Source organism: Mesorhizobium sp. LSHC412B00, from assembly GCF_000503035.1.
In the GTDB taxonomy this organism is placed as follows: domain Bacteria; phylum Pseudomonadota; class Alphaproteobacteria; order Rhizobiales; family Rhizobiaceae; genus Mesorhizobium.
Window position 1 is genome coordinate 1 of sequence record NZ_AYWB01000024.1, and the last position, 24,250, is coordinate 24,250.

A 24,250-nucleotide genomic window follows, 5' to 3' on the forward strand; every position below is an offset into this window, starting at 1 on the left:
CCAAGGCAGTAAGCCAGTGTCAGGCGCAACAGGTCGCTCGCCGACCTGACGCCGCGCGGGCGCAGGAACGCCTTCGTCTCGCGGGCACTTCCTGCGATCAACTCTTCGCCGCCCAGAAGCTCAATCGTCTCGGCCCAGCCGTCATCAACAAGCGATTCGTGTGTCATCGCAGTGTAGAATCACACCCGATTCCGCAAGGCAATACCTATCTTAGCGCCTATGCCCTTGTGGGGAGGGTCGCGAACGCAGTGAGCGGGGTGGGGGTCCGCGCGACGAAAGCTCTTTACGAGCACCCTCACCCCGATCCGCTATGCGGATCGACCCTCCCCACAAGGGGGATGGTAAAGTGCGCTCCTACTCCCCCGGATGTTTCGCCGGCTCGGAGTGCATCCGCCTGACTCGCCGCACGCCCCACCAGACCAGCAGGATGGCGACCGGCACCGCGACGGCCGTGACGACTTCCGGTGCAAAGGCATGGCCGAAGATCGAGGCGCCCTTGGCGAGATAGGAGATCAGGCCGACGACATAGTAGGACACTGCCGCCACCGACAGGCCTTCCACCGTCTGCTGCAGCCGCAGTTGCAGCCGGGCACGGTTGTTCATCGACGCCAGCAGATCGCGGTTCTGCTTCTCGACCTCGACATCGACCCAGGTGCGCAGCAGCGTGGTGGCGCGGGTTAGTTTGCGCGACAGGTTGGCCTGGCGCTCCTCGACCGAACGGCAGGTGCGCATGGCGGGTGCCACCCGCCGCTGCAGGAAGCCGCCCCAAGTGTCGTAGCCGGGCACGGCTTCTTCGTCCAGCGCTTCCAGCCGCTCGACAACGATGCCGTCATAGGCGCGGCTGGCGCCGAAGCGATAGAGGCTGGAGGCGGCATCAGCCTCGAGTTCAGCGGCAAGCTCGGTCAGGTCGGCGAGCAGCGTCTGGCTGTCGCGGGTTTCAGCGACCTTCATTTCCAGCGTGGTCTGCGCCAGCCGGTCCTCAATGCGGCGGGCGCGGCCCGACAGCGTCAGCGCCAGCGGCAGGCCGAGCATGGCAAGCGTGCGATACGTCTCGACGTCGATCAGCCGCTGCGACAGCGCGCCGGTCCGCGCCGGCGTCAGGCCGCGATCAAGCACCAGGATGCGGGTCAGGCCGTCGCCGTCCTGGCGGAAATCGGTGACGATGGCCGCATTGCCGCGCTCGACCAGCGAATAGCAGAGGCTCGTCGGGTCGAAGGCCGCAATCAGCTTCTCGCTTGCCGGCGTCCATTTGCGGATCTCCAGCCTTATGCCTGAGATCACCGTTCCCGGCGGCGAGAACCCGTTGCCGAAAGGAGAATCCTCCTGCGCCCTGCCGCTTTCGGCAAGCGGCCCTTCCCAAAGATAGGTCGAGAATTCCGTATGCCGCTCCCAGCGCAGCGTACCCTTGCCCCACTTCATGGCGTGGTGGCGGGCATGACGGTCGGGCGCCGCGATGCCGAGGCGCCGCGACAGTTCGGAGAGCACGGCCATGTCGACGCTGGAGCCGCCCTCGGTCATGAAGGCGAGTTGCACAAGCACGCGCGGCTTCTCGATCAGCGGATGCGGCCGGGCATGGACCTCGCCGATCGCGCCGGGCCGTCCCTCATGCGCGGGAAAGCCCATCACGCTGCCCTGGGCGCGCGGCTGGAATTCGAGGTTGGACGTCTCGTCCGACACGGTGGTCCCCCTGTTCTCGACCCTTCGTGTGATGGCGTCCTCTAAAGGCAATCCATGAGGCGCGTAAACACCAAAGTCTAGCATCGTAGGTCCTGCCGGCGCGACGCGCAGACCGACCCGATTGGGCAAATTGGATAAATAATTTGACCAGTTGGCGACGCTGGCTTTATCTTGCGCGACGCCGGTTCAATTTCCCAGGCCCCCGTTGAGCGATATTTTCTCCAGGATCGAGCATTCGCGCACCGCCGACGAGGTGGTGCAGCAGATCGAAAGCCTGATCCTTGAAGGCGTGCTGCGCACCGGCGACCGGCTGCCGGGCGAGCGCGAGCTGGCGCGCCAGTTCGACGTGTCGCGGCCGATCCTGCGCGATGCGCTGAAGGCGCTGGAAGGGCGCGGGCTGCTGATCACCAAGGCCGGCGGCGGCACCCATGTCGCCGACGTCATCGGCCAGTTGTTCACCAAGCCGGTGACCGACCTCATCTCGATGCACCGCAAGGCGGTGACCGACTATCTGGAATACCGCCGCGAGATCGAAGGTGTTGCGGCCGAATATGCGGCGCGGCGCGCGACAGCGGACGACATTGCGCTGCTCGACCGCATCGTGGCGCGCATGGACGAGGCGCACCGCACCGGCGATTTCGACGACGAGGCGGAAATCGACGTCGAGTTCCACCATGCTGTGTGCGAATGCGCGCACAACATCATCCTCTTGCACACGCTGCGCTCCTGCTACCGGCTGCTGTCTGAAGGCGTGTTCCAGAACCGGCTTCTGGTGTTCAGCGTGCCCGGAGCGCGCGAGGCGCTGCTGGCCCAGCACGGCGCGATCTACAAAGCCGTGAAGGCCGGCGATCCCTCAGCTGCCCGCCAAGCGGCGATGGACCATATCTCCTATGTCGAGCGCTCGATGCTCGAGGCCGAACGCAGCGGCGACTGGCAGCGCGTGTCGCGGCTCAGGCTTAAGCAGCGCTCCGACGCCGACGACGGCTTCAAGACGACTGGCTAACGAGGAACCACCATGAGCGACATCCTCACCATTGCCGATCTCAAGGACCTGGCGCGCCGGCGGGTGCCGAAGATGTTCTTCGACTATGCCGATTCCGGCGCCTGGACCGAAAGCACCTACCGCGCCAACGAAGAGGACTTCCAGAAGATAAAATTCCGTCAGCGCGTACTGGTCGACATGAGCAACCGCTCGCTGGAATCGACCATGATCGGCGAGAAAGTGGCGATGCCGGTGGCGCTTGCCCCAACTGGAATGACCGGCATGCAGCATGCCGATGGCGAGATGCTGGCCGCGCAGGCGGCAGAGGAATTCGGCGTGCCGTTCACGCTGTCGACGATGAGCATCTGCTCGATCGAGGATGTCGCGTCGGTGACCAAGAAGCCGTTCTGGTTCCAGCTCTACGTGCTTCGCGACAAGGATTTCGTGCTCGACCTGATCGACAGGGCGAAGGCTGCAAAATGCTCGGCGCTGGTGTTGACGCTCGACCTGCAGATCTTGGGGCAGCGCCACAAGGATGTCCGCAACGGGCTGTCGGCGCCGCCCAAGATGACGCTGGCCAACATTGCCAACATCGCCATGCGGCCACGCTGGCTGATGGGCATTGCCGGCACCAAGCGCCGCACCTTCCGCAACATTGTCGGCCATGCCAAGGGCGTCGGCGACGTCGCTTCGCTGGCATCGTGGACGACGGAGCAGTTCGACCCGCATCTGTCGTGGAAGGATGTCGCCTGGATCAAGGAACGTTGGGGCGGCAAGCTGATCCTGAAAGGCATTCTCGACAAGGAGGACGCGCTGATGGCGGTCGAGACCGGCGCCGACGCCATCATCGTTTCCAACCATGGCGGGCGCCAGCTCGACGGCGCATCGTCGTCAATCATGGCGCTGGAAGAGATCGCCGATGCCGTCGGCGACAGGATCGAGGTGCATATGGACGGCGGCATCCGCTCGGGCCAGGACGTGCTGAAGGCGCTTTGCCTCGGCGCCAAGGGCACCTATATCGGCCGCCCGTTCCTGTACGGGTTGGGCGCCATGGGCAAGCAAGGCGTGACCCTGGCGCTGGACATCATCCGCAAGGAGATGGACATCACGCTGGCACTGTGCGGCAAACGGCTGGTGACCGAGATGGGCAAGGACCAGTTGCGGCGATAGGGTCTTGTTCACCGATTAGACCCTAGCCTCGCTGGATCACGGAGACGAAGCCGCCTTGATCGAGACCGGCATCCACTACCTCGACGCGCGCGCGCCCGATGGCATGCGCCTCTATGCGATCGGCGACGTGCATGGCCGGCTCGATCTGCTCGCCGCCATGCATCGCCGCATCGAGAGCGAACTCGAATACAAGCCGACCAGCGATTGGCGCGTCATCCACCTCGGCGACTATGTTGACCGCGGACCAGAGTCCAAGGGCGTCATAGACTTCCTGATCGAGGCACAGAAACGCAATCCACGGCATCTGATGCTCGCCGGCAACCACGATATCGGCTTCCTCGATTTTCTCGACGAGCCTGACCCGGAAGGGCTGTTCATCCGCTATGGCGGCGTGCAGACGGCACAATCCTATGGCGTCGACCTAGCGGGACACGCAAGCTGGTTCGGCAAGGCCGAGGCGTTACGGCGGGGACATCAGGCACTGGTCAATGCTGTACCGCAAGCCCATGTCGACTTCCTGCGGTCGCTGCAATTGTCACTGATATCAGGTGATTTCTTCTTCTGCCATGCTGGCGTCAGGCCTGACGTGCCGCTGGAGAGCCAGAGCCCGCAGGATCTGGTCTGGATACGCGACGTCTTCCACAACCATCCAGGGCTTTACCCGAAGGTGATCGTACACGGCCACACACCGGTGCCGGAGGCGGAGGTGATGCCGAACCGCGTCAATGTCGACACGCTCGCCTGGCAGTCAGGCATGCTCAGCGCGCTCGCCGTGGACGGCGCGGACAAGCGTATCCTGACTGTGCAGGGAAAAGCGTTTTAGCGAAGCGCGGCGGTGACGCCGTAGCCGTCGACGGCCTGATGGTTGTTGGCCGCATCGGCGGAATAAATGCCGAGACCGCACAAAACGATGGCAGACAGCATGACAAAGGACAGAAGCGCTGCTTTCACGGACGTCATCTCTAGTTGAGCTTCCTGCATCTGGGCACGAGGCGGTTACCAATGGGTTGAAACCGAGAATTCGTCTCAAAGTTTCGACGATTTCGCGCTTGTAGGTCGATTCTGTATCGGCGGTGTGTCGCGCGGATCACACAGAAGGTTCATCGCGGTTGCATTGCCGATGCATAGCGCGCGCCTTGTAGGATGGCGTTCGGCCACAAACCAAGGACGAAAGAAGTTGTCCCCGGCAGATTCCCCGCCGCGTGCCAATTATGCAACGGCCGCGCGTTGGCTGGGTTCAGATCGTCGCCACCCAGGCGCGGGCAATGGCCAAGCCCGCGGCATCAGCCTCGGGGCCGTTGAGAGCCATTTCGCTGTCGAGGCGATCGTGCCAGTCGGGATGGCGATCGGCAATCAGCGGCGCGAAGGATGCGCTCCAGTCCCTCACAATCGGCCGGTCGGCCTCGAAATGGAACTGGAAGCCGTAGACGGCGCGGCCGATACGGAACGCCTGGTTCTCAGCAATTTCGCTGCCGGCAAGCCGCACCGCATTTGACGGCAGCGCGAAAGTGTCGTCGTGCCATTCGAAGATGGGGAAATCCTGGGGAAGTGCGCCAAGCACCGGATCGGTTCTGGCGTCCGGCGTCAGCGATACCTTGTGCCAGCCGAATTCCGAGGCGGCGCCGATCTGGTTCTCACCGCCGAAAGTGCGGGCAACCAACTGGCTGCCCAGGCAGATACCGAGAACCGAGCGATCCTTGGCGGCGAAATCGCGGGTCAGTTCGAGCAGCGCCGGGAAATACGGGTAGTCATCGTCGGCCAGCGCATTCTGACCGCCGCCAAGCATCACCATGGCATCGTGTCCGGTCGCGTCGTCCGGCAGCGCATCGCCCTTGTAAGGCCGGCGCAGGTCGAGATCGGCGCCGGCTTCGGCGAGCGCGGCACCAACCTGGCCAAGGCCGGTGTTGTCGTAGTTCTGGACCACCAGCACCCGCATCGCAAAACCCTGCTGACATGAAATGACGCGACGAGCGATATCATGTCGCCCGTATTGCAGCCAAGATGCATATTCGGGAGAGAGCTATGCCACTGCAGAACCGGGTCGATCCGTTCGGCGCCATCCATGCCATATCCGAGCGCGGCCTGTTCACCGGCAATCGCGGCATCATCCACGATCCTGAGACCAAGACGCTGCTGAAAAAGCGTTGGGCCTTGCCGGCCTGGATCATCTGCGTCTGCCAATTCCGCAATGTGCGGCGCGAGCCGATGGGCAGGAACAGGCCGGGCGGCAGGGCCGGCTGGACCGAGTTGTTCTTCCTCGACGAGGTGACGGCGCTGGCCGCCGGGCACCGTCCCTGTTTCTATTGCCGGCGTGAGCGAGCCACGGATTTTGTCGGGCGTTTCGGCAAAGTCTTCGGTGTAAACGAACCGCGCGCGCCAATGGTGGACAAGCGGCTGCACAAGGAGCGGCTGGCTTCCGGCGGCAAGCCACCTGATGTCACCATGGGAGAGCTTGCCGAATTGCCGGACGGAGCGATGATCGCGGATGGCGGCTCGGCCTATGCGCTGCGCGGCGGCAACGCGCTGCCCTGGTCGTTCGCAGGCTATGGCGATGCGGCGGCCTTCGACAGCCTTGCCGGCCGGTCGCTGCGCCTGCTCACACCGGCCACGACCGTTTCGGTGCTGCGGCACGGTTTTGAACCGGTGTGGCATCGTTCCGCCGAGACTTGACGCCAGGCACCGCCTCGCCCATTCCTCGGCGATGCGCGCCAATTACAAGATGCAGCGGCTGTTCGTGCCGGACGACCTCGCGGCGGGCATCGAATTCGATGCCGGCCAGCAGCAGAGCCATTATCTCATGCATGTGCTGCGGCTCGGCGAAGGCGCCGAGATCCTGGTCTTCAACGGCCGCGACGGCGAGTGGTCGGCGGCGATTGCCACCAGGTCGAAAAGGGCGGTGCGGCTGAAGGTGCTGGCCTCGCAGAGACCGCAACCGCCCCTGCCTGACCTGATCTATTGCTTCGCGCCGCTGAAACAGGGCCGGCTCGACTATCTCGTGCAGAAGGCGGTCGAGATGGGGGCCGGCATCCTGCAGCCGGTGATCACCCAGCACACGCAAGTGGCAAAACCCTCCATCGACCGGCTGCGCGCCAATGTCGTCGAGGCGGCCGAGCAATGCGGCATACTGGCGGTGCCGGAAGTGCGCGAGGCCGAGAAATTCGAGCGCCTGCTCTCCGGCTGGGACAAGGAACGCCGGCTTATCTTCTGCGACGAGGATGCCTCGACCAACAACCCGCTGCCGGCATTACAGGCAATACCTGAGAGGAAGCTGGCGCTGCTGGTCGGGCCGGAAGGCGGCTTTTCCGATGACGAACGCAAGATGCTGCGGGCGCTCCCCTTCGTCACTGCCATCCCGCTCGGACCGCGCATCCTGCGCGCTGACACAGCAGCTGTAGCGGCGCTTGCGGTGATGCAGGCGACGGTCGGAGACTGGTAAGAAGCGTAAAGATCAATTCCTGTTGACCTGTGGCTCAGGATTTTTCGCTTGATCGGCTGCTGACATTTCGTCCATTTAGCGCCGGCGGGCTCCGAGAGCCGCAGAGGGGGCCCCATGGCGCGCGACACAACCGATTTCCGGCCAATCGAAGACATCGACGAACTGGTCGAGCATCTGGCCGAAGGCAACAAGCCGCGCGACAAGTGGCGCATCGGGACCGAGCACGAGAAGTTCCCCTTCTATGTCGACGGCAACGCGCCGGTGCCTTATGGCGGCGAGCGCGGCATCCGCGCCATCCTCGAAGGCATGCAGCAAAAGCTCGGCTGGGACCCGATCATCGATGACGGCCGCATCATCGGCCTGGTCGAGCCGACCGGCCAGGGCGCGATCTCGCTCGAGCCGGGCGGCCAGTTCGAGCTGTCGGGCGCGCCGCTGGAAACGATCCACCAGACCTGTCGCGAGGGCAATGCGCATCTGGCGCAGGTACGCGAGATCGCCGAGCCGATGGGCATCCGCTTTCTCGGCCTCGGCGGCAGCGCGAAATGGTCGCTGGCCGAGACGCCGAAAATGCCGAAATCGCGCTACGAAATCATGACCCGCTACATGCCCAAGGTCGGCACCAAGGGTCTCGACATGATGTATCGCACCTGCACCATCCAGGTGAACCTCGACTTCGAAAGCGAAGCCGACATGCGCCGCAAGATGCAGGTGTCGCTGAAGCTGCAGCCACTGTCGACGGCGCTGTTTGCCAACTCGCCCTTCACCGACAGCCGGCCGAACGGACTGCAGAGCTGGCGCGGCGACATCTGGCGCGACACCGACAACCAGCGCTCGGGCCTGCTCGAATTCTGCTTCTCGCCCGAGTTCGGCTTTGCCGACTATGTCGAATGGGCGCTCGACGTGCCGATGTATTTCGTCATCCGCGACGGCCACTATCACGACATGACGCACATCACCTTCCGCCAGTTCATGGCCGGCGTTGCCCGCAATGAAGTACCGGACGGACTGCCCACCATGGGCGACTGGGCGAACCATCTGTCGACCCTGTTCCCTGACGTCAGGCTGAAGCGCTTCCTCGAAATGCGCGGCGCCGATGGCGGGCCGTGGCGCCGCATCTGCGCGCTGCCGGCCTTCTGGGTCGGGCTGCTCTATGACGAGGCCGCGCTCGACGCCGCCGAGGCGCTGACTTCGAGCTGGACCTATGAAGAAACGCTGGCGATGCGCAATGCGGTGCCGGAACAAGGCATTTCCGCGCCGTTCCGCAACACGACGCTGCGTGAGATCGGCCGCGATGTAATGACCATTTCGCGCCTTGGGCTGAAAAATCGCGGCAGGAAGAACCGCGACGGCTATGACGAGACTTCGTTCCTCAACACGCTGGACGAAGTCGTGGCGCGCGGTACCACCAGTGCCGAGGAAATGCTGTCGGCCTACCACACGCGCTGGGGCGGCTCGATCGAGCCGGTGTTCATGGAATATGCGTATTAGCGTCGCGCCTTGAGCAGCGGCAAAAGCCGCTTCAATCGAACATCGAAACGAACTAGGTTCTCCCTGGAGGATTTCCGGGAGGAGAAACCGATGCCTACCTTGTTCGACATATTGGCGCAGGCGCAGAACGGCAACGGCATGCAGGCGCTTGCCCAGCAGTACGGGCTTTCCATGCAGCAGACGCAGGCGGCTGTCGCGGCTCTGCTGCCGGCCTTCTCGCAAGGGTTGCAACGCAACACCGCCGATCCCTATGGGCTAGGCGCCTTCATGACGGCGATGGCGAGCGGCCAGCACGCGAAATATTTCGAGGACGCGACCAGGGCTTTCTCACCGCAAGGCGTCAATGAGGGCAATGGCATTCTGGGTCATCTGTTCGGCTCGAAGGAGCTGTCGCGCGCGGTGGCCAGCCAGGCCGCGCAGGCGACCGGCGTCAGCCAGCAGATCCTGCAGCAGATGCTGCCGGCCATCGCTTCGATGGTGATGGGCGGATTGTTCAAGCAGACGACAAACCAGTTGACCGGGGGTCAGATGCAGGCCGCCGGTGGCTTCGGCGGCGGCAGCAATCCGCTCGGCGAGATCATCGAACAGATGATGCGGCAGGCGGGCGGCGGGGCACAGCCTGCGCCGCCAGCACCCAATCCTTACGGTGAGAACCCGCTGGGCAAAGTGCTGCAGGACATGTTCGGCGGCGGCGCCCAACAGCCGCAAAGCCAGCCGCAACAGGCGCCCAACCCCTATGGCGACAATCCGCTCGGCAAAGTGCTGCAGGACATGTTCGGCGGTGGCGCGGCACAGCAACCGCCGGGCCGGCCGCAGCAACCAGCACAGCCGCAACAGACGCAGAGCCCTTACGGCGACAACCCGCTGGGCAAGATTTTTGAAGAGATGATGCGGCAAGGCGGTGGTGGCGGCTTCGGCCTGCCCGGTGGGCAGCCGGCGCCGCAGCAGCCGCAAGCACCCCAGCCGCGACAGGCACCGCAGGAGCGCCAGGCGCCGCAACCGCAGGCCAATCCGAGCGGCAGGCCACGCAATCCGTTCGACGATATTTTCGGCAAGATGTTCGAGACCGGCGCCCAGCAGCGCGACGACTATCAGAAGGGCGTGGAAACGATCTTCGACCAGTTCAAGCGGGACATGGACCGGCGGTAGTTGGCGGTAGTTGGGCGCTGACCTTCGCGGCTTCGGAGCAAGGAACGAAGCGACGCGGCGCAGACCGCACGATGACGACGGAGCTTTAAAAGAAAAAGCCCGGTCCTGGAGGAGGACCGGGCCAGTGTGCAGGCTGGCCGGCGGGGAACCGGCAGGGAGTGGGGAGCCTGCTATACTCGTTGGTCGCGGCGAGCCTGAGAAAGGTTCACGGCAACCGAAACAATGCGCCCGATATCACGCTATCTGGCGGGCGAGATCTTCGATCGTATCGGCACGATCGCTCGCAATCGCACGCAGCTTCACGGTCGGATCGGCGCCGAACGGCACATCGATGGCGACATGGAGGTCCGCGCGCGTCAGGCCGATATCGGCGAGTTCGGCGTCCGACATCTCGCCGAGGCGATAGAAGGCCCGGCGATTTTTCCAGGCCTGGTAGGCATTGAGAAGGGTGTTGGCCACGCGCGTCGCAACGGCCGGACGCGAGGTGATGCGCGAGGTCTCGGTGGCGAAATCAAACGTGGTCATGTCGGTCTCCTTCAGACTCGAACTGGACAAGACCAGGCGATCGGCGCTGGGGACAGCGGCCGTTCCGGTCTCGATTCACATGCTTTCATGTGGACAATGTGAATTTGCCACGCACCGATTGATTAATCCAACGAATGTTTCTAATCTTTAGCATCAACGCTAGTGATGGATTGGACCGATGAAAGCGCCACTCGATCTCGACCAGTTGCAGACCTTCATCTCGATTGCCGATACCGGCAGCTTTACCCGCGCGGCCGAGGAAGTGCTGCGCACGCAATCGGCGGTGTCGATGCAGATGCGCCGGCTGGAAGAGCGGATCGGCAAGCCGCTGTTCGAAAAGGACGGCCGCACCAACAGGCTGACCGAGGAAGGCGACAAGCTGCTCTCCTACGCGCGCCGCCTGCTCTATCTCAACCGCGAAACGCTGGCCGCCTTCGATGACCAGCGGCTCGAAGGCACCATCCGAATCGGCACCCCCGACGACTATGCCGACCGGTTCCTGCCCGAGATCATGGCGCGCTTCACGCGCTCCAACCCACGCGTCGAGCTGACCGTCATCTGCGAGCCGACACCAGGCTTGGTCGAGCATATCAAGCGCGGCAATCTCGATCTTGCGCTGGTGACGCACAACGACACGCGCGGCCAGTCGGAAGTGGTGCGGCGCGAGCCGCTGCTATGGGTGACCTCGGCCAACCATGCCACGCACGAACAGGAAGTGCTGCCGATGGCCTTCGGCCGGCCGAACTGCATCTGGCGGCGCGCCGCCGTCGATGTGCTCGACCGGCAAAGCCGCGACTATCGCATCCTGTTCACCAGCTTCTCGGCGACCGTCATCACCGCCGCGGTGCTGTCGGGGCTGGCGATCTCGGTGCTGCCGGAATGCGCGCTGCGGCCCGGCATGCGGGTGCTGGGCGAAGCCGACGGTTTTGGCGCCCTGCCCGACTGCCGCATCGGCATCATGCGCGGCCAGACCTCGCGGCCCGAAATCGTCGACGCGCTGGCCCGGCACATCTCGGAAAGCCTCGACAATATTTCCGTGCCGCTCGGCGAAGAAACGGGAAGCTTCGATTTTGCCTCGCTCGCCTTCGCCAAGATGAAGCGGAGCAAGCCGAACCAGATCCTGCCTGGCTGGTAGGAACAATCAGGCCGACGCTGCCGCCTCCGTCGTTGCGTTGGCCGACGACAGGCCGGGTAGCGCCACCAATTGCGCCGGCTCCAGCGGCGGCGACAAGAGGTAGCCCTGCAGCTGCTGGCAGCCCATGGCGACCAGCAGCGCCTTTTGCACCTCGGTCTCTACGCCCTCGGCGGTGACCTCGACCTTGAGCGCGCCGGCGAGATCGATCAGCGCCTTGACGATGGCGCCCGAATTGCCGTCGCCGTCGAGAAGCCGCACGAAGGAGCGGTCGATCTTGAGCTTGTCGATGGCATGGCGGCGCAGATAGCTCAGCGACGAATAGCCGGTGCCGAAATCGTCGAGCACAATGCCGACGCCGGACTGGCGCAAGGCTGCCAGAGCCGCTCTGGTGGTGTCGTTGTTTTCCAGGAGAACGTTTTCGGTGATCTCGAGCTGCAGGCGCTTCGGCGCCAGTCCCGTTTCGGCGAGGATCGAGGCAACCTCTTCGGCAAAGCCGGCGTCGCGCAATTGCAGCGGCGAGACATTGACGGCGAGCCACGGCAGTTTGGTCTTCACGGCGAAGCGGCAGGCTTCCAGCAGGGCCCATGCGCCGAGCTGCCCGATCATGCCGCGTTCCTCGGCGATGGCGATGAACTGCGCCGCCGGCAGTGCGCCATGGACCTCATGCGCCCAGCGGATCAGCGCCTCGGCGCCGACAATGGTCTTGCCATCGCTGGCAAAGACCGGCTGGTAGGCGAGCTTGATACCGGTGCCGCCATTCAGCGCGCTGCGCAGCTCGCTCTCGACCTTGCGCTTGCGCAGCAAAAGGTCGTCCATGTCGCCGGCGAAGACCTGGTAGCGGCCACGGCCGTTCTTCTTGGCTTCGTAGAGCGCGATGTCGGCCTTGCGCAGCAGATCGTCTGCATCGGCATCAGGGCCTGTCGACAAGGCTATGCCGATGCTGGCGCTGATAAAGACCTGATCGTCCATCAGTTTGAACGGCTCCTGCAGTTTCTGCAGCACCCTCTCGGAAATATCCTCTGCGTTCCTGACGTCGCGGACATCGATCAGGATTACCGCGAATTCGTCGCCACCCAGCCTTGCCACCGTGTCGACGTCGCGAACAGCATGGTGAAGCCTGGCCGCCGTCTGGCGCACGAGTTCGTCGCCTGCCGGGTGACCAAGCGTGTCGTTGACATGCTTGAAGCGATCTAGATCGAGATAAAGCAGCGCGACCTTGCTTTCATTGCCGGAGGTAAGCAAGGCACGCCGCAGCCTGTCCTCGAACAGTGCCCGGTTGGGCAGGCCGGTGAGCGTGTCGTGAAAGGCGAGATATTGCGCCTGGGCCTGGCTGGTCTGCAGCGCCGATGACGCACGGCGCAGACGCCGGAGCAGAAAGGCGAGCACGCTCGCCGCAACCAGCGCGGCCAGAGCCAGGGCCGGGCTGGCCTTGCCCACCAGCGTCAGGCCGGGCCGTTCCTGGTCCCAGGCAATATAGCCGAGGATGACACCCTGTTTGTCGATAAGCGGAATGGCAGCCGAGCCAAGCGGCTGAGCCATCGGCAGGAGATGCGCCCCCGCCAGAAGATATTTCTGCGCGATCTTGCCGATCACCGCGTCGTTGATGAACTCTATGGAGACATGCAGATATTCGCTGCCGGATGCCTGGGTGACGCGATCCGAACTCGGCACCAGAGGCATGACGCTGAGTATGGCAGGCTGACCGCCAAGCGAGACCAGATCGTCGGCAACGAATTTTGCGCCGGCCTGGCTTGCGTCCTTGCTCATCATCTGGCGCAACCTGGCGATTGTCGGCCGCAAAGCGGGTTCGTCCTCGCCAAAGACGGCAGGCGACACGACCTTCCCTTCGCGCATGGCGTGGACCGGCCGGTTGGCGTCGTCCAGCACATAGACCCGGTTGTGGCCGTAATACGAGGACATCCAGACGCTGAGATTCTCTGCCATCCAGGTCTGGTTGCCGGCCTTGGCGTTGATAACGGAATCATCCCAGACGGCGACGCTTTCCTGCTCGCGCTTTACCGCGGCGATCTGGTCCTGCAGGCCGTTGGCCAGGAAAACCTTCTGCCGCTCGAGCGAGACCCGGTCGGCCTGCATGGTGGCGTAAAGGCCGAAGCCGACAACGATGGCCAGTGCAAAAACGGCAAGCGTCAGCACCGTCAGGGTGACCTGGAACGTCAACGGGCTGCGTTGTCTGCGGGCGCTCATGCGTCCTCCTTGGCCCAGAGTCAATCAGGACAGGCTTAAGATCAAGTTATGGAATCTTGACGCGGAGCGACAACAGCCGCTCAATCGGCCGATGAGCGACGCAGAATCCGAATCACGAACCAATGCCACCGAATACACGGTGAGCGAGATTTCCGGCGCGCTGAAGCGCACGGTCGAGGATGTCTTCGGCCATGTGCGGGTGCGCGGCGAAATTTCCGGCTATCGCGGGCCGCACTCTTCCGGCCATGCCTATTTCACCCTGAAGGACGACCGCGCGCGGCTCGATGCCGTGGTCTGGAAAGGCACGATGAGCCGGCTGAAATTCCGTCCCGAAGAGGGGATGGAGGTGATCGCCACCGGCAAACTCACCACCTATCCCGGCAAATCCAACTACCAGATCGTCATCGACAATCTAGAACCCGCCGGCGCCGGGGCGCTGATGGCGCTTTTGGAAGAGCGCAAGCGGCGACTGCAGGCCGAAGGACTTTTCGATGCCGGCCGCAAGCGGCGGCTGCCGTTCATGCCGCGCACCATCGGCGTCGTCACCTCGCCGACCGGATCGGTGATCCGTGACATCATCCATCGCATCAAGGACCGCTTTCCGCTGCATGTGCTGGTCTGGCCGGTAAGAGTGCAGGGCGAGACGGCGGGGGCGGAAGTGACGGCGGCCGTCAACGGCTTCAACGCGCTGGCCTGGGATGGAGCGATCGTGCCGCCCGACCTTCTGATCGTGGCGCGCGGCGGCGGCAGCCTCGAGGACCTCTGGGGGTTCAACGATGAAGGACTGGCGCGCGCCGTCGCCGCCTCGCGCATCCCGGTGATTTCGGCCGTCGGGCACGAGACCGACTGGACCTTGATCGATCTCGTCGCCGACATGCGGGCACCCACGCCGACAGGTGCGGCGGAGATCGCGGTGCCGGTGAAAGCGGACCTCGAAGCGACACTAGCCAGTCTTGGCGCACGGCTCAAAGCAGCCACCTTGCGCAATTTCGAACGCAAGCGGCAGGCCTCGCGTGCGGCCGCCCGCGCGCTGCCCTCGCCCGACCAGTTGCTGGCGCTGCCGCGACGGCGGCTGGACGAGGCGGCCAGCCGGCTTAGCCGGGGGCTGATGGTCTCCACCGAAAGAAAGCAAGCTCGGTTCTTCGCCGTGAAGCTCACTCCGGCAACGCTGTCGCGGCGAATTGCCGAGGCGCGACGCACCAACGACCGCAACCTTTTGCGCGCCCAGGGGGCGCTGCGCGCATTGGCGAGAGCCCGGCGCGCGGAGTTGAATCGTGCGGCGGATCAGTTGCCAAAATGTGCGAAAGCATCCCTGCAACGGCACAGGCAGCAACTGGCTTTGCTGCAAGGCCGCATTACGATCGAGCCAACGGCACGGCGGCAAACCGTGCAGAGGGATCTTCTGACAGCTTTGACGAGACGAGGCACGCAAGCGGTACTGCTCAGGCTGGAGCGACTGCGCGGCCGCATCGTCCAATCCGAGAGGCTGATGGCAACGCTGTCGCACAAGGCTGTGCTGGCCCGCGGCTTCGCGCTGGTCAAGGATGCCGGCGGCGCGGTGATCAAACTGGCAGTTGATGTGGCGCCGGGCGCTGGCCTGCAGCTGGAGTTCGCCGACGGCATCGTAAATGCAGTCGCGACCGGCGACGCCGAGCGGGTGCAGGCCGTTGCCAAACCAGCGGCCACGCCGCCCGCCAGCAAACCCGCCGCAAAGCCGACGGCCAGCAAACCGAAAGAGCCGGGCAATCAGGGCTCGCTTTTTTAGAGGACCGCATGACCGGACATGACCCGCATCTTCAAACGCCGGCGGGCAAGCCGCGCGCGCGTGCTTTCGGCATTACCTTCGAGGGCACGCCGGGCGGCTTCAACGCCATCACCGATGTGCCCGGCGTATCGGTCGGCTATGCGACGCTGATTTCCGGCGAGGGTCTGCTCGAGGTTGGCACGGGGCCGGTGCGCACCGGCGTCACCGCCATCCTGCCGCGGCCGTCGGCTGAGCTCGCCACGCCGGTGTTTGCCGGTGTCTTCAGCCAGAACGGCAATGGCGAGTTGACGGGGTCGCACATTATCGAGGAAGTCGGCGCCTTCAACCTGCCGGTCACCATCACCAACACGCATTCCTGCGGCGTTACCCGCGACGGCACGCTGCGCTGGATGCAACGCGTGCTGCCGGCGGCGCTCGACAGCGGCTGGGGCCTGCCGGTTGCGGCGGAGACCTATGATGGTTTCCTCAACGACATCAACGGTCATCACGTCGGCTTCGAAGATGTCGAAGCCGCGCTCGACGGTGCCGCCGGTGGAGCGATCGAGGAAGGCAGTGTCGGCGGCGGCACCGGCATGATTGCCTTTGGCTTCAAGGCCGGCTCGGGCACGGCATCGCGCATCGTCGAGTGGCAGGGCATCAGGCATACGGTCGGCGTATTCGTGCAGGCGAATTTCGGCAAGCGGCGCAATTTCACACTGCGCGGCGCCCGCGTCGGGCCCGATCTGGTAGAGCCGGCGATGCGCGAAGGCACGCCGCGTGCCGAAAAGGGCTCGATCATCGCCATCGTCGCCACCGATGCGCCATTTCTGCCGCACCAGATGAAGCGGCTGGCAAAGCGCGTGCCGCTCGGCATCGCCATGACAGGCGGCTTCGGCTACCACAGTTCGGGCGACATTTTTCTGGCCTTCACCACCGCCAATCCGCAAGCAGCACTTGCACCGTCGGGACGAACCGCAAACGCCGCTTACATCCCGGACGTCGATATCGATCCGTTCTTCGATGCGGTGGCGCAAGGCGTAGAGGAGGCGATCCTCAATGCAATGGTCGCCAATGAGGATATGAGCGGACGCGACGGCAATTTCGTGCCGGCGCTGCCGAAGGCCTGGCTGAAAGATCGATTTGGATAGAGGACAAGGCCTGGCGGGCCTGTTGCGTCACGGCTTGGCCGCGTTGCTCTGGTCGGCCTCGGCCGCCTCTTCGAGCCGCGATGCGATCAGTTCCTGGATGTCGCCGACTTCTTCCTGGATATCTTCCAGCGGAATGCCGACCTCAGCGGCCTTGGCCGCGCACTCCTTGGCGAGGGTCTCGGCCTGCTTCTCGATCTTTACCGGCGAGTGCTGGCAGTGGACCTTTTCACCGATCCATCCGCGCAAGAACTCGATCGCATGTTCACTCATACTGCTTTTCCCTGGCGGCTATGCCGGTTGGTAACCGTAAACGTCCGCACCCGGTAAAGGATGCATGCTGCCATTCGAACCGAGTCGGCTTCGCCCGGCAAGTTGATCTTGTCGGAGGTCCGAAGAGCCGAATGAAGGGAAGGGTTCAATGAGCACGTTCTGATTGTTTGATAGAGTGGTACGTTGGCCGGGATCGGCTTCGGCTCTATGCTATTGTTCTTACGATCTTTTCCTGCTGTCGACGGCCGATTTGTATCACAATAGGGATCACAACGCGTAACACATTTTCTGCTGCTTCGTGGTACACCGCCACAGCTACACGGTCGAAGCCGCCGCTATATAGTGACATCATTATGCGATGTCGACTCTATCAGCCATCCTGCTTCTTTCCGCCGCGCTGTGTCAAACGTCATCCCCGTCCAGTATGGAGATCGGATGGCCCCGGAGGGCGTATGAAGATGTTGATTTATTGCGTTTCGTGGGCCAAAATCAGAAAGCTCTCGTCAGCGTCACCCCGCTCGACTGCCTCCGCCACACTCAGCGCCTCCGACGTCGATTCCTTGCACGTAAGGCGCGGGCCGGATGAACGACAACATTGGCGCTTTGGCAGCGCGCTCCTGCTAAGGACGATGTCTCGATGCAACAAGCTCTGCCTTTCGCTGCGCCGTCTCCAGACCGATTGAGATGAAGGCGCGCGCATGCCGGGCCAATTCCATATTGTCGGACCACAGATTGCGCCAGATCGCCGTCTTCCGTGACAGGTTCTCGTCGACGATCTTCGACGAGAAGGATTCAAAGCTGAGGTCGTCCCTATAGCCGATCGCGGTCAGCGCATCGAAGATGGCGGCAAAGTCGATATTGCCGGTGCCGAGGAAACCGCGATGGCTCTCGCCGATATGGACATAACCGATCTTGTCAGCGGCATGGCGGATAGCCAGTCCGACATCGGCCTCCTCGATGTTCATGTGGAAGGTATCGAGATGCAGGAAGATGTTGTCGGAGCCGGTGTCCGCGATGAAGGCCAGGCCTTGTGAAGCGGTGTTGAGAAGATTGCTTTCGAAGCGATTGACGATCTCCAGATTGAGCGTGACGCCGGCGGCCTTGGCCGTCTCCGCAACCTTCGCAAGTGTACCCGCGCTGCGGTTCCACTGATCGCGCGTCGGCGCCTGCGTCTGCAAGCCGTGGCTGGTACTGAGGATGCCGCCAATCTTCTGGCCGCCGAGATCGCGGGTGAGCGCGATCGTCTCGTTGAGGATCTCGACGCCGCGCGCGGCAACCGCCTTGTCGGCACTCGAAATGTCGCCGTCGGCCGGCAGGCCGATGCTGATCGCCACGCCAAGCTTGAGGTCGGCGATGCGCCTGGCCAGCCCGCCAACGTCGACATTGGCGGGGTCAAGATAGGAGAACTCGATCAGGTCGAAACCGGCCTCCTTGGTGTTGGCCAGCGTCCGTTCGAGGTCGCCTTGCGCCGAACTCGCCGACCAGACGAAGGAATGAATACCGATGCGCGACATGATCGTCTCCCGTTTCTGGAATTGAGTTGCGGCCGGGTTGCCCCGGCCGCATCGGCCTTGGGAGGCTTAGCGGGCTGCGGTCCAGCCCTTGTAGTCTTTCAGGTTCTCGGCCGTGATCAGCTTCGGGTCGAGCAGCACGGTCGGCTCCGCCGGCTTCTTGCCGGCAAGCAGCTCAGCCGCCATCGTCAGCGACTGGCCAGCCATCACGTAGGGATCCTGCGAAGCCGAGGCCTTGATCATCGAGGTGCCGGAAGCGAGTTCCTTCTCGATATCGGGAGCGCCATCCACTGCGGTGAAGATGAACTCCGAGCGATTGAGCTGCTTGGCCGCAAGCTGGGCGCCGATCGCCGTCGGATCGTTGATGGCAAACACCGCATCGATCTTGTCGAAGCGGGTGAGCAGCGACTGGAAGACCTTCAGGCCGCCGTCGCGCGAGCCTTCGGCATTCTGGTCGTCGGAGAGGATCTTGATGTCGGGGTGTTTTGCAAGGACGTCTTTGCAGCCCTTCACCCGCTCCAGGATCGACGACGACGCCGGGCCGTTGAGGATAACGTAGTCGCCCTTGCCGCCGGTGTGGTCGACCAGATACTGGCAGGCCTCTTCGCCGGCCTTGACGTTGTTGGTCATCACGGTGACGTCGGCGCCTGGCGCCGAGACGTCGAAGGCGGCAACGACGATGCCCGCTGCTTGCGCCTTCTTCACCGCCGGGCCGATCGCCTTGGCATCGACCGCATTGAGCATGATCACGTCGACCCCGGCGGCGATGAAGGAATCGACCTGAGAGACCTGCTTGTTGAGGTCGTAGTCGGCCGACACTGAGGTTACCTCGACCTTTGGGTTGATCTTCTTGGCTGCGTCCTCGATGCCCTTGATGGTGGCGACGAAGAAGGGGTTGCCGAGCAGGCCGACCGAGATGCCGACCTTGTTGAGGTCCTTGGCCGATGCGGGCGCGATGGCGGCGGCCGCGAGTGCGACGCCGCAGAGCAGTTTAGCGATGGTCTTCATTGCTTTCCTCCAATTGCCCCGCGCCTCTCACGGTGCGTTACACAAACCGGTCGTTTACGCCGGCGACCAAGGTCAATCACGTTCTCGCTCCTGCCTGGAGCCTGTAGCGGTCGAGGGCGACTGCCACGATGATGACCAATCCCTTGATGATGTACTGCCAGATGTCCGAGACACCGGCCAAGATGAGCCCGTTGGATAGCACCGCTATGATCAGGCCACCGATCAGCGTACCCCAGATCGAGCCGACGCCGCCGACGAAGCTGGTGCCGCCGAGAATGACCGCGGCAATGGCGTCGAGTTCGTAAGACTGCCCAAGCTGCAGCCCGTTGGCCGCATAGAGCCGGGCCGCTGACATGGCGCCGCCAAGGCCGGCCAGCAGGCCGGAAACGCCATAGACAAAGAGCAGCACCAGCGGCACCTTGATGCCGGTCAGCCGCGCCGCTTCGGCATTGCCGCCAACGGCATAGATCCAGGTGCCGAGCACGGTGCGCTTGAGCACCAGCCAGGACAGCACCACGATCGACAAGGCGATGATGACCAGCCACGGAATGCCGAACAGCGAACCGTTGCCGATGAAGTCGAACGGCAGGTCCGAGTTGAACACCGTGGTGTCCTGGCCGAGCAGGCGGGCGACGCCGCGCACAGCGGTCAGCGACCCCAGCGTGACGATGAAGGGCGGCAGTCTGATATAGGCGATCAGCAGCCCGTTGATGACGCCGAAGCCGAGGCCGACGAGAATGGCCGCCGGCACGCCCAGCAGTCCCCAATCGGGCACCAGCGACACCATCACCGCCACCATCGCCGAGGCGGCAAGTATCGAGCCGACGGACAGGTCGATCCCGCCGGTCAGGATGACGAAGGTCATGCCCGCTGCCAGCACGATGTTGATCGACGATTGCTGCATGACGATCAGCAAATTGGTCTGGGTGAAGAAGCGCGCGTTCATCAACTGGAAGCCGACCGCCAGCAGGATCAGGATCGGCAGCATGCCAAGGGCGGCGAAGGCGGTGCGCAACCGCCGGCTCCTGCCGACAACCTGGCCACTGATCTCGGTCGCCTTGTCGGTCATCCCTTGGCCGCTCCCGTTGCAAGTTCCATGATTGCTTCCTGGCGCAGCGGCTGGTCTTTGGACGCCGTAACCTCGCCGGCAATCGTGCCGTCGCGCATTACCAGCACGCGGTCGGCAACGCCGATCACCTCCGGCAGTTCGCTGGAGATCATCAGGATGGCGATGCCCTTTTTGGCGAGATTGTCGATCAGCCGGTAGATTTCCGACTTCGCTCCGACATCGACGCCGCGCGTCGGTTCATCCAGGATGACCACTTGCGGCTCGGTCTCGAGCAGGCGGGCAAGCAACACTTTCTGCTGGTTGCCGCCCGACAGCGAACCGGCATTGGCCTGTACCGACCTGGTGCGGATGGAGAGATCCGAAACGGCAGTGGCAGCACGTCTCTCGGCGGCTTTGAAATCGCGCAAGCCGCCGGGCCGCGCATCCCTGGCCAGCACGCCCATGCTGATGTTGTCGGAGATCGACATGTCGAGAAAGAGGCCGAGCTCCTTGCGGTCTTCGGTGAGATAGGCGATGCCGGCATTCAGTGCCTCGCTTGGCGAGCCGATGGTTACGGGCTTGCCGTCGAGTTCCAGCGTGCCGGCGATGCGTCTGTCGGCACCGAAGATCAGTCGCGCGAGTTCGGTGCGGCCCGAGCCGACAAGGCCAGCCAGAGCCAGCACCTCGCCCTTGTACAGTTCGAAGGAGCAGTTCTTCAGGAGATTGCCGTCCGCCATGCCGCGCACCGACAAGGCGACCGCGCGCTTGTTGTCCGGCGGGCGATGATCCTTCCTGTAAAAAGCGGACAGGTCGCGGCCAACCATCATCGAGACGAGGCGCGAGGCGTTCAGCTCGGCACGCTCGAGTGTGCCGACATAGCCGCTGTCGCGCAGCACGCTGACACGGTCGGCCAACTGGTAGACCTCTTCCATGCGGTGGCTGATGTAGATGATGGCGATGCCTTGCGACTTCAGCGTCGCGATGACCTCGAAGAGACGGTCGGTCTCGCGCGAGGTCAGCGAGGTGGTTGGCTCGTCCATGACGATGATGCGCGCGCTGGTCGAAAGCGCGCGGGCGATTTCGACCAGCTGACGCTCGCCGAGCGACAGGCTGGAAACCTGAGCCCGTGCGGAGAAGGACACGCCGAGACGCTTGATGATCTCATTGCTGCGCCGGTAGCATTGGTCGCGGTCGACGATGCCGAAACGCCTCGGCTCATTGCCGAGGAAGATGTTCTGCGCGACCGTCAGGTTGGGCGCCAGCGACAGTTCCTGGTAGATAACCGCAATGCCGTGAGCCCGCGCCTTGATCGGGTCGCCGGTGGCGACCGGCACGCCGTCAATCAGTATCTCGCCGCCGGCATCAGGCCGATAGGCGCCGGACAGCACCTTCATCAAAGTCGACTTGCCGGCACCGTTTTCACCCATCAGCGCATGGACTTCGCCCGCATGGACGGTCAGCGACACGTCCTGCAAGGCGCGGACTGGCCCGAACGTCTTCGAGATGTGCCGCATTTCCAGCACTGGCCGGCGCGTGACTTCGGCCTGAGCAGCGACGATCACCGTGCGCCTCCCGCTGCCGCGCGGGGGATGCCCTGCTCGCCGATGAGGCCACGCCATGTGTCGCGATATCGGGCAAGTCCGGTGAAGCTTGCGGCACGCACGGGCTCCGGCACTTCCGCGGCAAATTCGCGGCCGACGGTCTCGAAGGCCAGCGCCGCCGCCCCGGTGGCGCTGCCCTCCAGTGTGGCCCCTTGCAGGAAGGCCTGGCTGGGACGCAGTTGCGCCACTAGCCCGGCGAGCAGGCCGCCAGCGTTCAGTCCGCCATCGACGATCACGGTGTTGTCCGAATGGATCTGGTCGAGGCAGAGGTCGACCATCAGCGCGACGTAGAGCAGCGCCACGGCTGCGCGTTCCTCGGCGCTTGGCATGCGGCCGACCAATTTGCCGGCGCGGCCGGGCATTGGTCCGCCCGGCGCGAAGCTCGGCAGCGCCATGCTGCCGGCGTTGATCACCCGCTGCACTGCCGCCGGCGCGATCGCGCCTTGCCAGCCGTCGCTGATCGTGGCGAATTCGCGCCCGCCCATGAAGCGGATGGTCGGCACAGGGCCGCCGTCGATATCGACATTGACCAGCATGTCGCGCTGGCCATCGAGCGCGTCGAGCAGGCAATCCGGATTAAGCACGACGACCCAGGTGCCGGTCGAGACGACGGTGACCGGGCCAAGCTCCTGCCGGCGATAGGCATGGAGCGCGGCATTGCTGTCATGGACACCATTGTGGATGGCGATCCGCCGCTTCGTGTCGCCGAGGCGTTGCTCGCCGACAACCGAGCCCGCCCGCTCGAAAGCGGGCATCCGGTCGCGCCAGCCCTCAATATCGACCAGCGAACTGAAGTCGCGCTTGCGCGGCGCCCATAAATGCGAGTGGCAGCCGAGATAGGACACTTCCGAGACCGCCCGGCCGCCAAACCGCCAGCTCCAGTATTGTGGATAGCCGAGGATCGATTTCGCGGCAGTGAATGCACCGGGTTGCACCGCCTGTAGCCACAGCATGTGGCGACCGTAGTTGAAGCCGAGCGGCAATCGCGGCGAGAAGGTCTCGGTGAAATCCGGAACGAGGCGATCTATTTGCGCGGCAATATCAGCCGGCGGCTCTTGCTCGTAGTCGAGTATCGGATGCGTCAGCGCCGCCTCGTCGACCAGGGCAAAGGTGCAGCCATGGCCCGACACCATCACGCCCTCCACGCCATGGACGTCGGTGGCCTCGCTTACGGCGCGAACCGCCCAATTGTGAAGTGCTGCCTCATCAAGCACGCTGAAGCCATCTTTGCGCATCCAGTTCGGCCGGGTCCGGCGCTCGTCGACGATGCGCCCGTCCTGAGCGAAGACGAACAGCTTCGAATTGGTCTTGCCGAAATCGAGGACGGCCATCTTCACTGGATGGCTCCCGAAGCCGAAGCGATGCGCACCATGACGCCCGCGTCTTCCAGCATGCGCGCGTCAACGTCGGACAGGCCGTCATCGGTCACCAGCGTGCCGATGCGCGACAAGGGCAGCGCGATGTTACGGGCGTGGATCGACAGTTTGCGGCTGTCGGCCAGCACCACGATCTGGTCGGCACACAGGCTGAGATCGGCGATGGAGCGGACCAGCAGCGGGTGCGATTCCAGCACGCCCTCCTGGCCAAGGCCTTGGGCGCCGAGAAAGAACTTCGATGCGTAGAACGGCTCCGCCTGGGTCGGTGAATGGATGATGCCCGGCTCACGATGCAGATCGCCGCCGGCAACGGTCAGGCTGCAATGGCCGTGGTCGCTCAGATAGGCTGCGAGCGGCATCGAATTGGTATAGAGACGGATGCTGCGCTCAGCCAGCTTGACCCCGAGGTGGAAGCAGGTCGAACCGCCATGCACGATGACCGCATCGCCGTCGCGCACCATCGTGGCCGCGAGAGCGGCGATCTGCCGCTTGGCCTCGACCGCGAGGTCGCGGTTCTCGTCATAGGGTCTGGCATAGGCAACACCCGCCTGTGAAGCGCCGTCGAGCGCCGAGATGCCGCCATAGACCTTCCGTGCTTCACCGGCCTCGTCGATCTTGTCGATGTCGCGCCGCACCGTCGCCGCCGACACGCCGAGCTGCTCCTGCAGTTCGCGCACCGACGCGAAGGGACGATCCCGCAGCAACTCGACGATCTGACGCTGGCGGCCGGAGTCGCTCAATCGTTTTTCCTCCCAGGAGCCGTTTTTGCCACGGCAT

Annotated in this window: 22 protein-coding genes; 10 read left to right on the plus strand and 12 right to left on the minus strand. The window is 63.9% G+C overall.

The annotated features are described in order from the left end of the window. Positions 1–354 precede the first annotated feature (354 nt). Positions 355–1,677, minus strand: coding sequence for a DUF3422 family protein (locus X757_RS138380; protein ID WP_023727715.1), 1,323 nt, complete (start codon positions 1,675–1,677; stop codon positions 355–357). Positions 1,678–1,882: 205 nt separating this feature from the next. Here X757_RS138380 and X757_RS138375 point away from each other — a divergent pair, with 205 nt between their 5' ends. The 3 genes from X757_RS138375 to X757_RS138365 are packed head-to-tail and all read left to right on the plus strand — an operon-like array spanning position 1,883 to position 4,652. Continuing rightward, positions 1,883–2,680 carry an FCD domain-containing protein gene (locus X757_RS138375; protein ID WP_023692349.1) on the plus strand — a complete coding sequence of 266 codons (798 nt, stop codon included), beginning with the start codon at positions 1,883–1,885 and terminating at the stop codon, positions 2,678–2,680. A 12-nt stretch (positions 2,681–2,692) separates the two neighbouring features. Then, positions 2,693–3,829, plus strand: coding sequence for an alpha-hydroxy acid oxidase (locus X757_RS138370; RefSeq protein WP_023727716.1), 1,137 nt, complete (start codon positions 2,693–2,695; stop codon positions 3,827–3,829). 55 nt (positions 3,830–3,884) lie between these two features. Continuing rightward, positions 3,885–4,652, plus strand: coding sequence for a metallophosphoesterase family protein (locus tag X757_RS138365; RefSeq protein ID WP_023727717.1), 768 nt, complete (start codon positions 3,885–3,887; stop codon positions 4,650–4,652). On the opposite strand, the gene X757_RS1000000167270 is transcribed toward X757_RS138365, so the two are convergent. Further along, complete coding sequence (locus X757_RS1000000167270) at positions 4,649–4,789, minus strand: hypothetical protein (RefSeq protein ID WP_006206855.1); 141 nt, start codon at positions 4,787–4,789, stop codon at positions 4,649–4,651. The two genes, X757_RS138365 and X757_RS1000000167270, sit on opposite strands and share 4 nt — an antisense overlap. Before the next feature lie 277 nt (positions 4,790–5,066). After that, the gene (locus X757_RS138360) at positions 5,067–5,765 is read right to left on the minus strand and encodes a type 1 glutamine amidotransferase (RefSeq protein ID WP_023727718.1); all 699 of its coding nucleotides are present in this window, start codon (positions 5,763–5,765) and stop codon (positions 5,067–5,069) included. 86 nt (positions 5,766–5,851) lie between these two features. Between X757_RS138360 and X757_RS138355 the strand changes: the two genes are divergently transcribed. From X757_RS138355 to X757_RS138340, 4 genes are all read left to right on the plus strand, one after another. Further along, positions 5,852–6,499 carry a hypothetical protein gene (locus X757_RS138355; RefSeq protein ID WP_023692351.1) on the plus strand — a complete coding sequence of 216 codons (648 nt, stop codon included), beginning with the start codon at positions 5,852–5,854 and terminating at the stop codon, positions 6,497–6,499. A gap of 31 nt (positions 6,500–6,530) precedes the next feature. Next, a complete protein-coding gene (locus X757_RS138350) occupies positions 6,531–7,265 on the plus strand; it encodes a 16S rRNA (uracil(1498)-N(3))-methyltransferase (RefSeq protein WP_023704473.1) in 735 nt (244 codons plus the stop codon). A gap of 114 nt (positions 7,266–7,379) precedes the next feature. After that, positions 7,380–8,753 (plus strand): glutamate--cysteine ligase, encoded by a 1,374-nt coding sequence (locus X757_RS138345; RefSeq protein WP_023727719.1) that lies wholly within the window; start codon positions 7,380–7,382, stop codon positions 8,751–8,753. Positions 8,754–8,843: 90 nt separating this feature from the next. Continuing rightward, entirely contained in the window at positions 8,844–9,902 is a 1,059-nt protein-coding gene (locus X757_RS138340) for a DUF937 domain-containing protein (RefSeq protein WP_023727720.1), read from the plus strand. Between the two features lie 234 nt (positions 9,903–10,136). Here X757_RS138340 and X757_RS138335 read toward each other — a convergent pair whose 3' ends face one another. After that, a complete protein-coding gene (locus X757_RS138335) occupies positions 10,137–10,427 on the minus strand; it encodes a DUF1127 domain-containing protein (RefSeq protein WP_023670560.1) in 291 nt (96 codons plus the stop codon). A 178-nt stretch (positions 10,428–10,605) separates the two neighbouring features. On the opposite strand from X757_RS138335, the gene X757_RS138330 reads away from it, so the two are divergent. Next, positions 10,606–11,562 (plus strand): LysR substrate-binding domain-containing protein, encoded by a 957-nt coding sequence (locus X757_RS138330; protein WP_023670561.1) that lies wholly within the window; start codon positions 10,606–10,608, stop codon positions 11,560–11,562. A gap of 6 nt (positions 11,563–11,568) precedes the next feature. On the opposite strand, the gene X757_RS138325 is transcribed toward X757_RS138330, so the two are convergent. Next, positions 11,569–13,767 carry an EAL domain-containing protein gene (locus X757_RS138325; RefSeq protein WP_023827913.1) on the minus strand — a complete coding sequence of 733 codons (2,199 nt, stop codon included), beginning with the start codon at positions 13,765–13,767 and terminating at the stop codon, positions 11,569–11,571. Between the two features lie 91 nt (positions 13,768–13,858). On the opposite strand from X757_RS138325, the gene xseA reads away from it, so the two are divergent. Beyond that, a complete protein-coding gene (gene xseA / locus X757_RS138320) occupies positions 13,859–15,532 on the plus strand; it encodes an exodeoxyribonuclease VII large subunit (protein WP_023727722.1) in 1,674 nt (557 codons plus the stop codon). Between the two features lie 8 nt (positions 15,533–15,540). Continuing rightward, positions 15,541–16,659 carry a P1 family peptidase gene (locus X757_RS138315; RefSeq protein ID WP_023727723.1) on the plus strand — a complete coding sequence of 373 codons (1,119 nt, stop codon included), beginning with the start codon at positions 15,541–15,543 and terminating at the stop codon, positions 16,657–16,659. 27 nt (positions 16,660–16,686) lie between these two features. Here X757_RS138315 and X757_RS138310 read toward each other — a convergent pair whose 3' ends face one another. From X757_RS138310 to X757_RS138280, 7 genes are all read right to left on the minus strand, one after another. Next, a complete protein-coding gene (locus tag X757_RS138310; protein ID WP_023670565.1) occupies positions 16,687–16,929 on the minus strand; it encodes a DUF768 domain-containing protein in 243 nt (80 codons plus the stop codon). A gap of 620 nt (positions 16,930–17,549) precedes the next feature. Beyond that, a complete protein-coding gene (locus X757_RS138305) occupies positions 17,550–18,443 on the minus strand; it encodes a sugar phosphate isomerase/epimerase (RefSeq protein ID WP_023707957.1) in 894 nt (297 codons plus the stop codon). Between the two features lie 66 nt (positions 18,444–18,509). Then, on the minus strand, positions 18,510–19,448 hold the full coding sequence (locus X757_RS138300; RefSeq protein WP_023670567.1) for an ABC transporter substrate-binding protein: 939 nt from the start codon (positions 19,446–19,448) through the stop codon (positions 18,510–18,512). 76 nt (positions 19,449–19,524) lie between these two features. Further along, positions 19,525–20,517, minus strand: a complete 993-nt coding sequence (locus X757_RS138295; protein WP_023701287.1) for a ribose ABC transporter permease — start codon at positions 20,515–20,517, stop codon at positions 19,525–19,527. After that, positions 20,514–22,010: a sugar ABC transporter ATP-binding protein gene (locus tag X757_RS138290; RefSeq protein ID WP_050588083.1), complete on the minus strand. Its 1,497-nt coding sequence runs from the start codon at positions 22,008–22,010 to the stop codon at positions 20,514–20,516. The genes X757_RS138295 and X757_RS138290 overlap by 4 nt, the downstream gene beginning before the upstream one ends. A 44-nt stretch (positions 22,011–22,054) precedes the next feature. Next, entirely contained in the window at positions 22,055–23,434 is a 1,380-nt protein-coding gene (locus X757_RS138285) for an FGGY-family carbohydrate kinase (RefSeq protein ID WP_023704481.1), read from the minus strand. Next, positions 23,431–24,213 (minus strand): DeoR/GlpR family DNA-binding transcription regulator, encoded by a 783-nt coding sequence (locus X757_RS138280; protein WP_023701285.1) that lies wholly within the window; start codon positions 24,211–24,213, stop codon positions 23,431–23,433. Before X757_RS138280 ends, X757_RS138285 begins: the two co-directional genes overlap by 4 nt. Between the last annotated feature and the right edge of the window lie 37 nt (positions 24,214–24,250).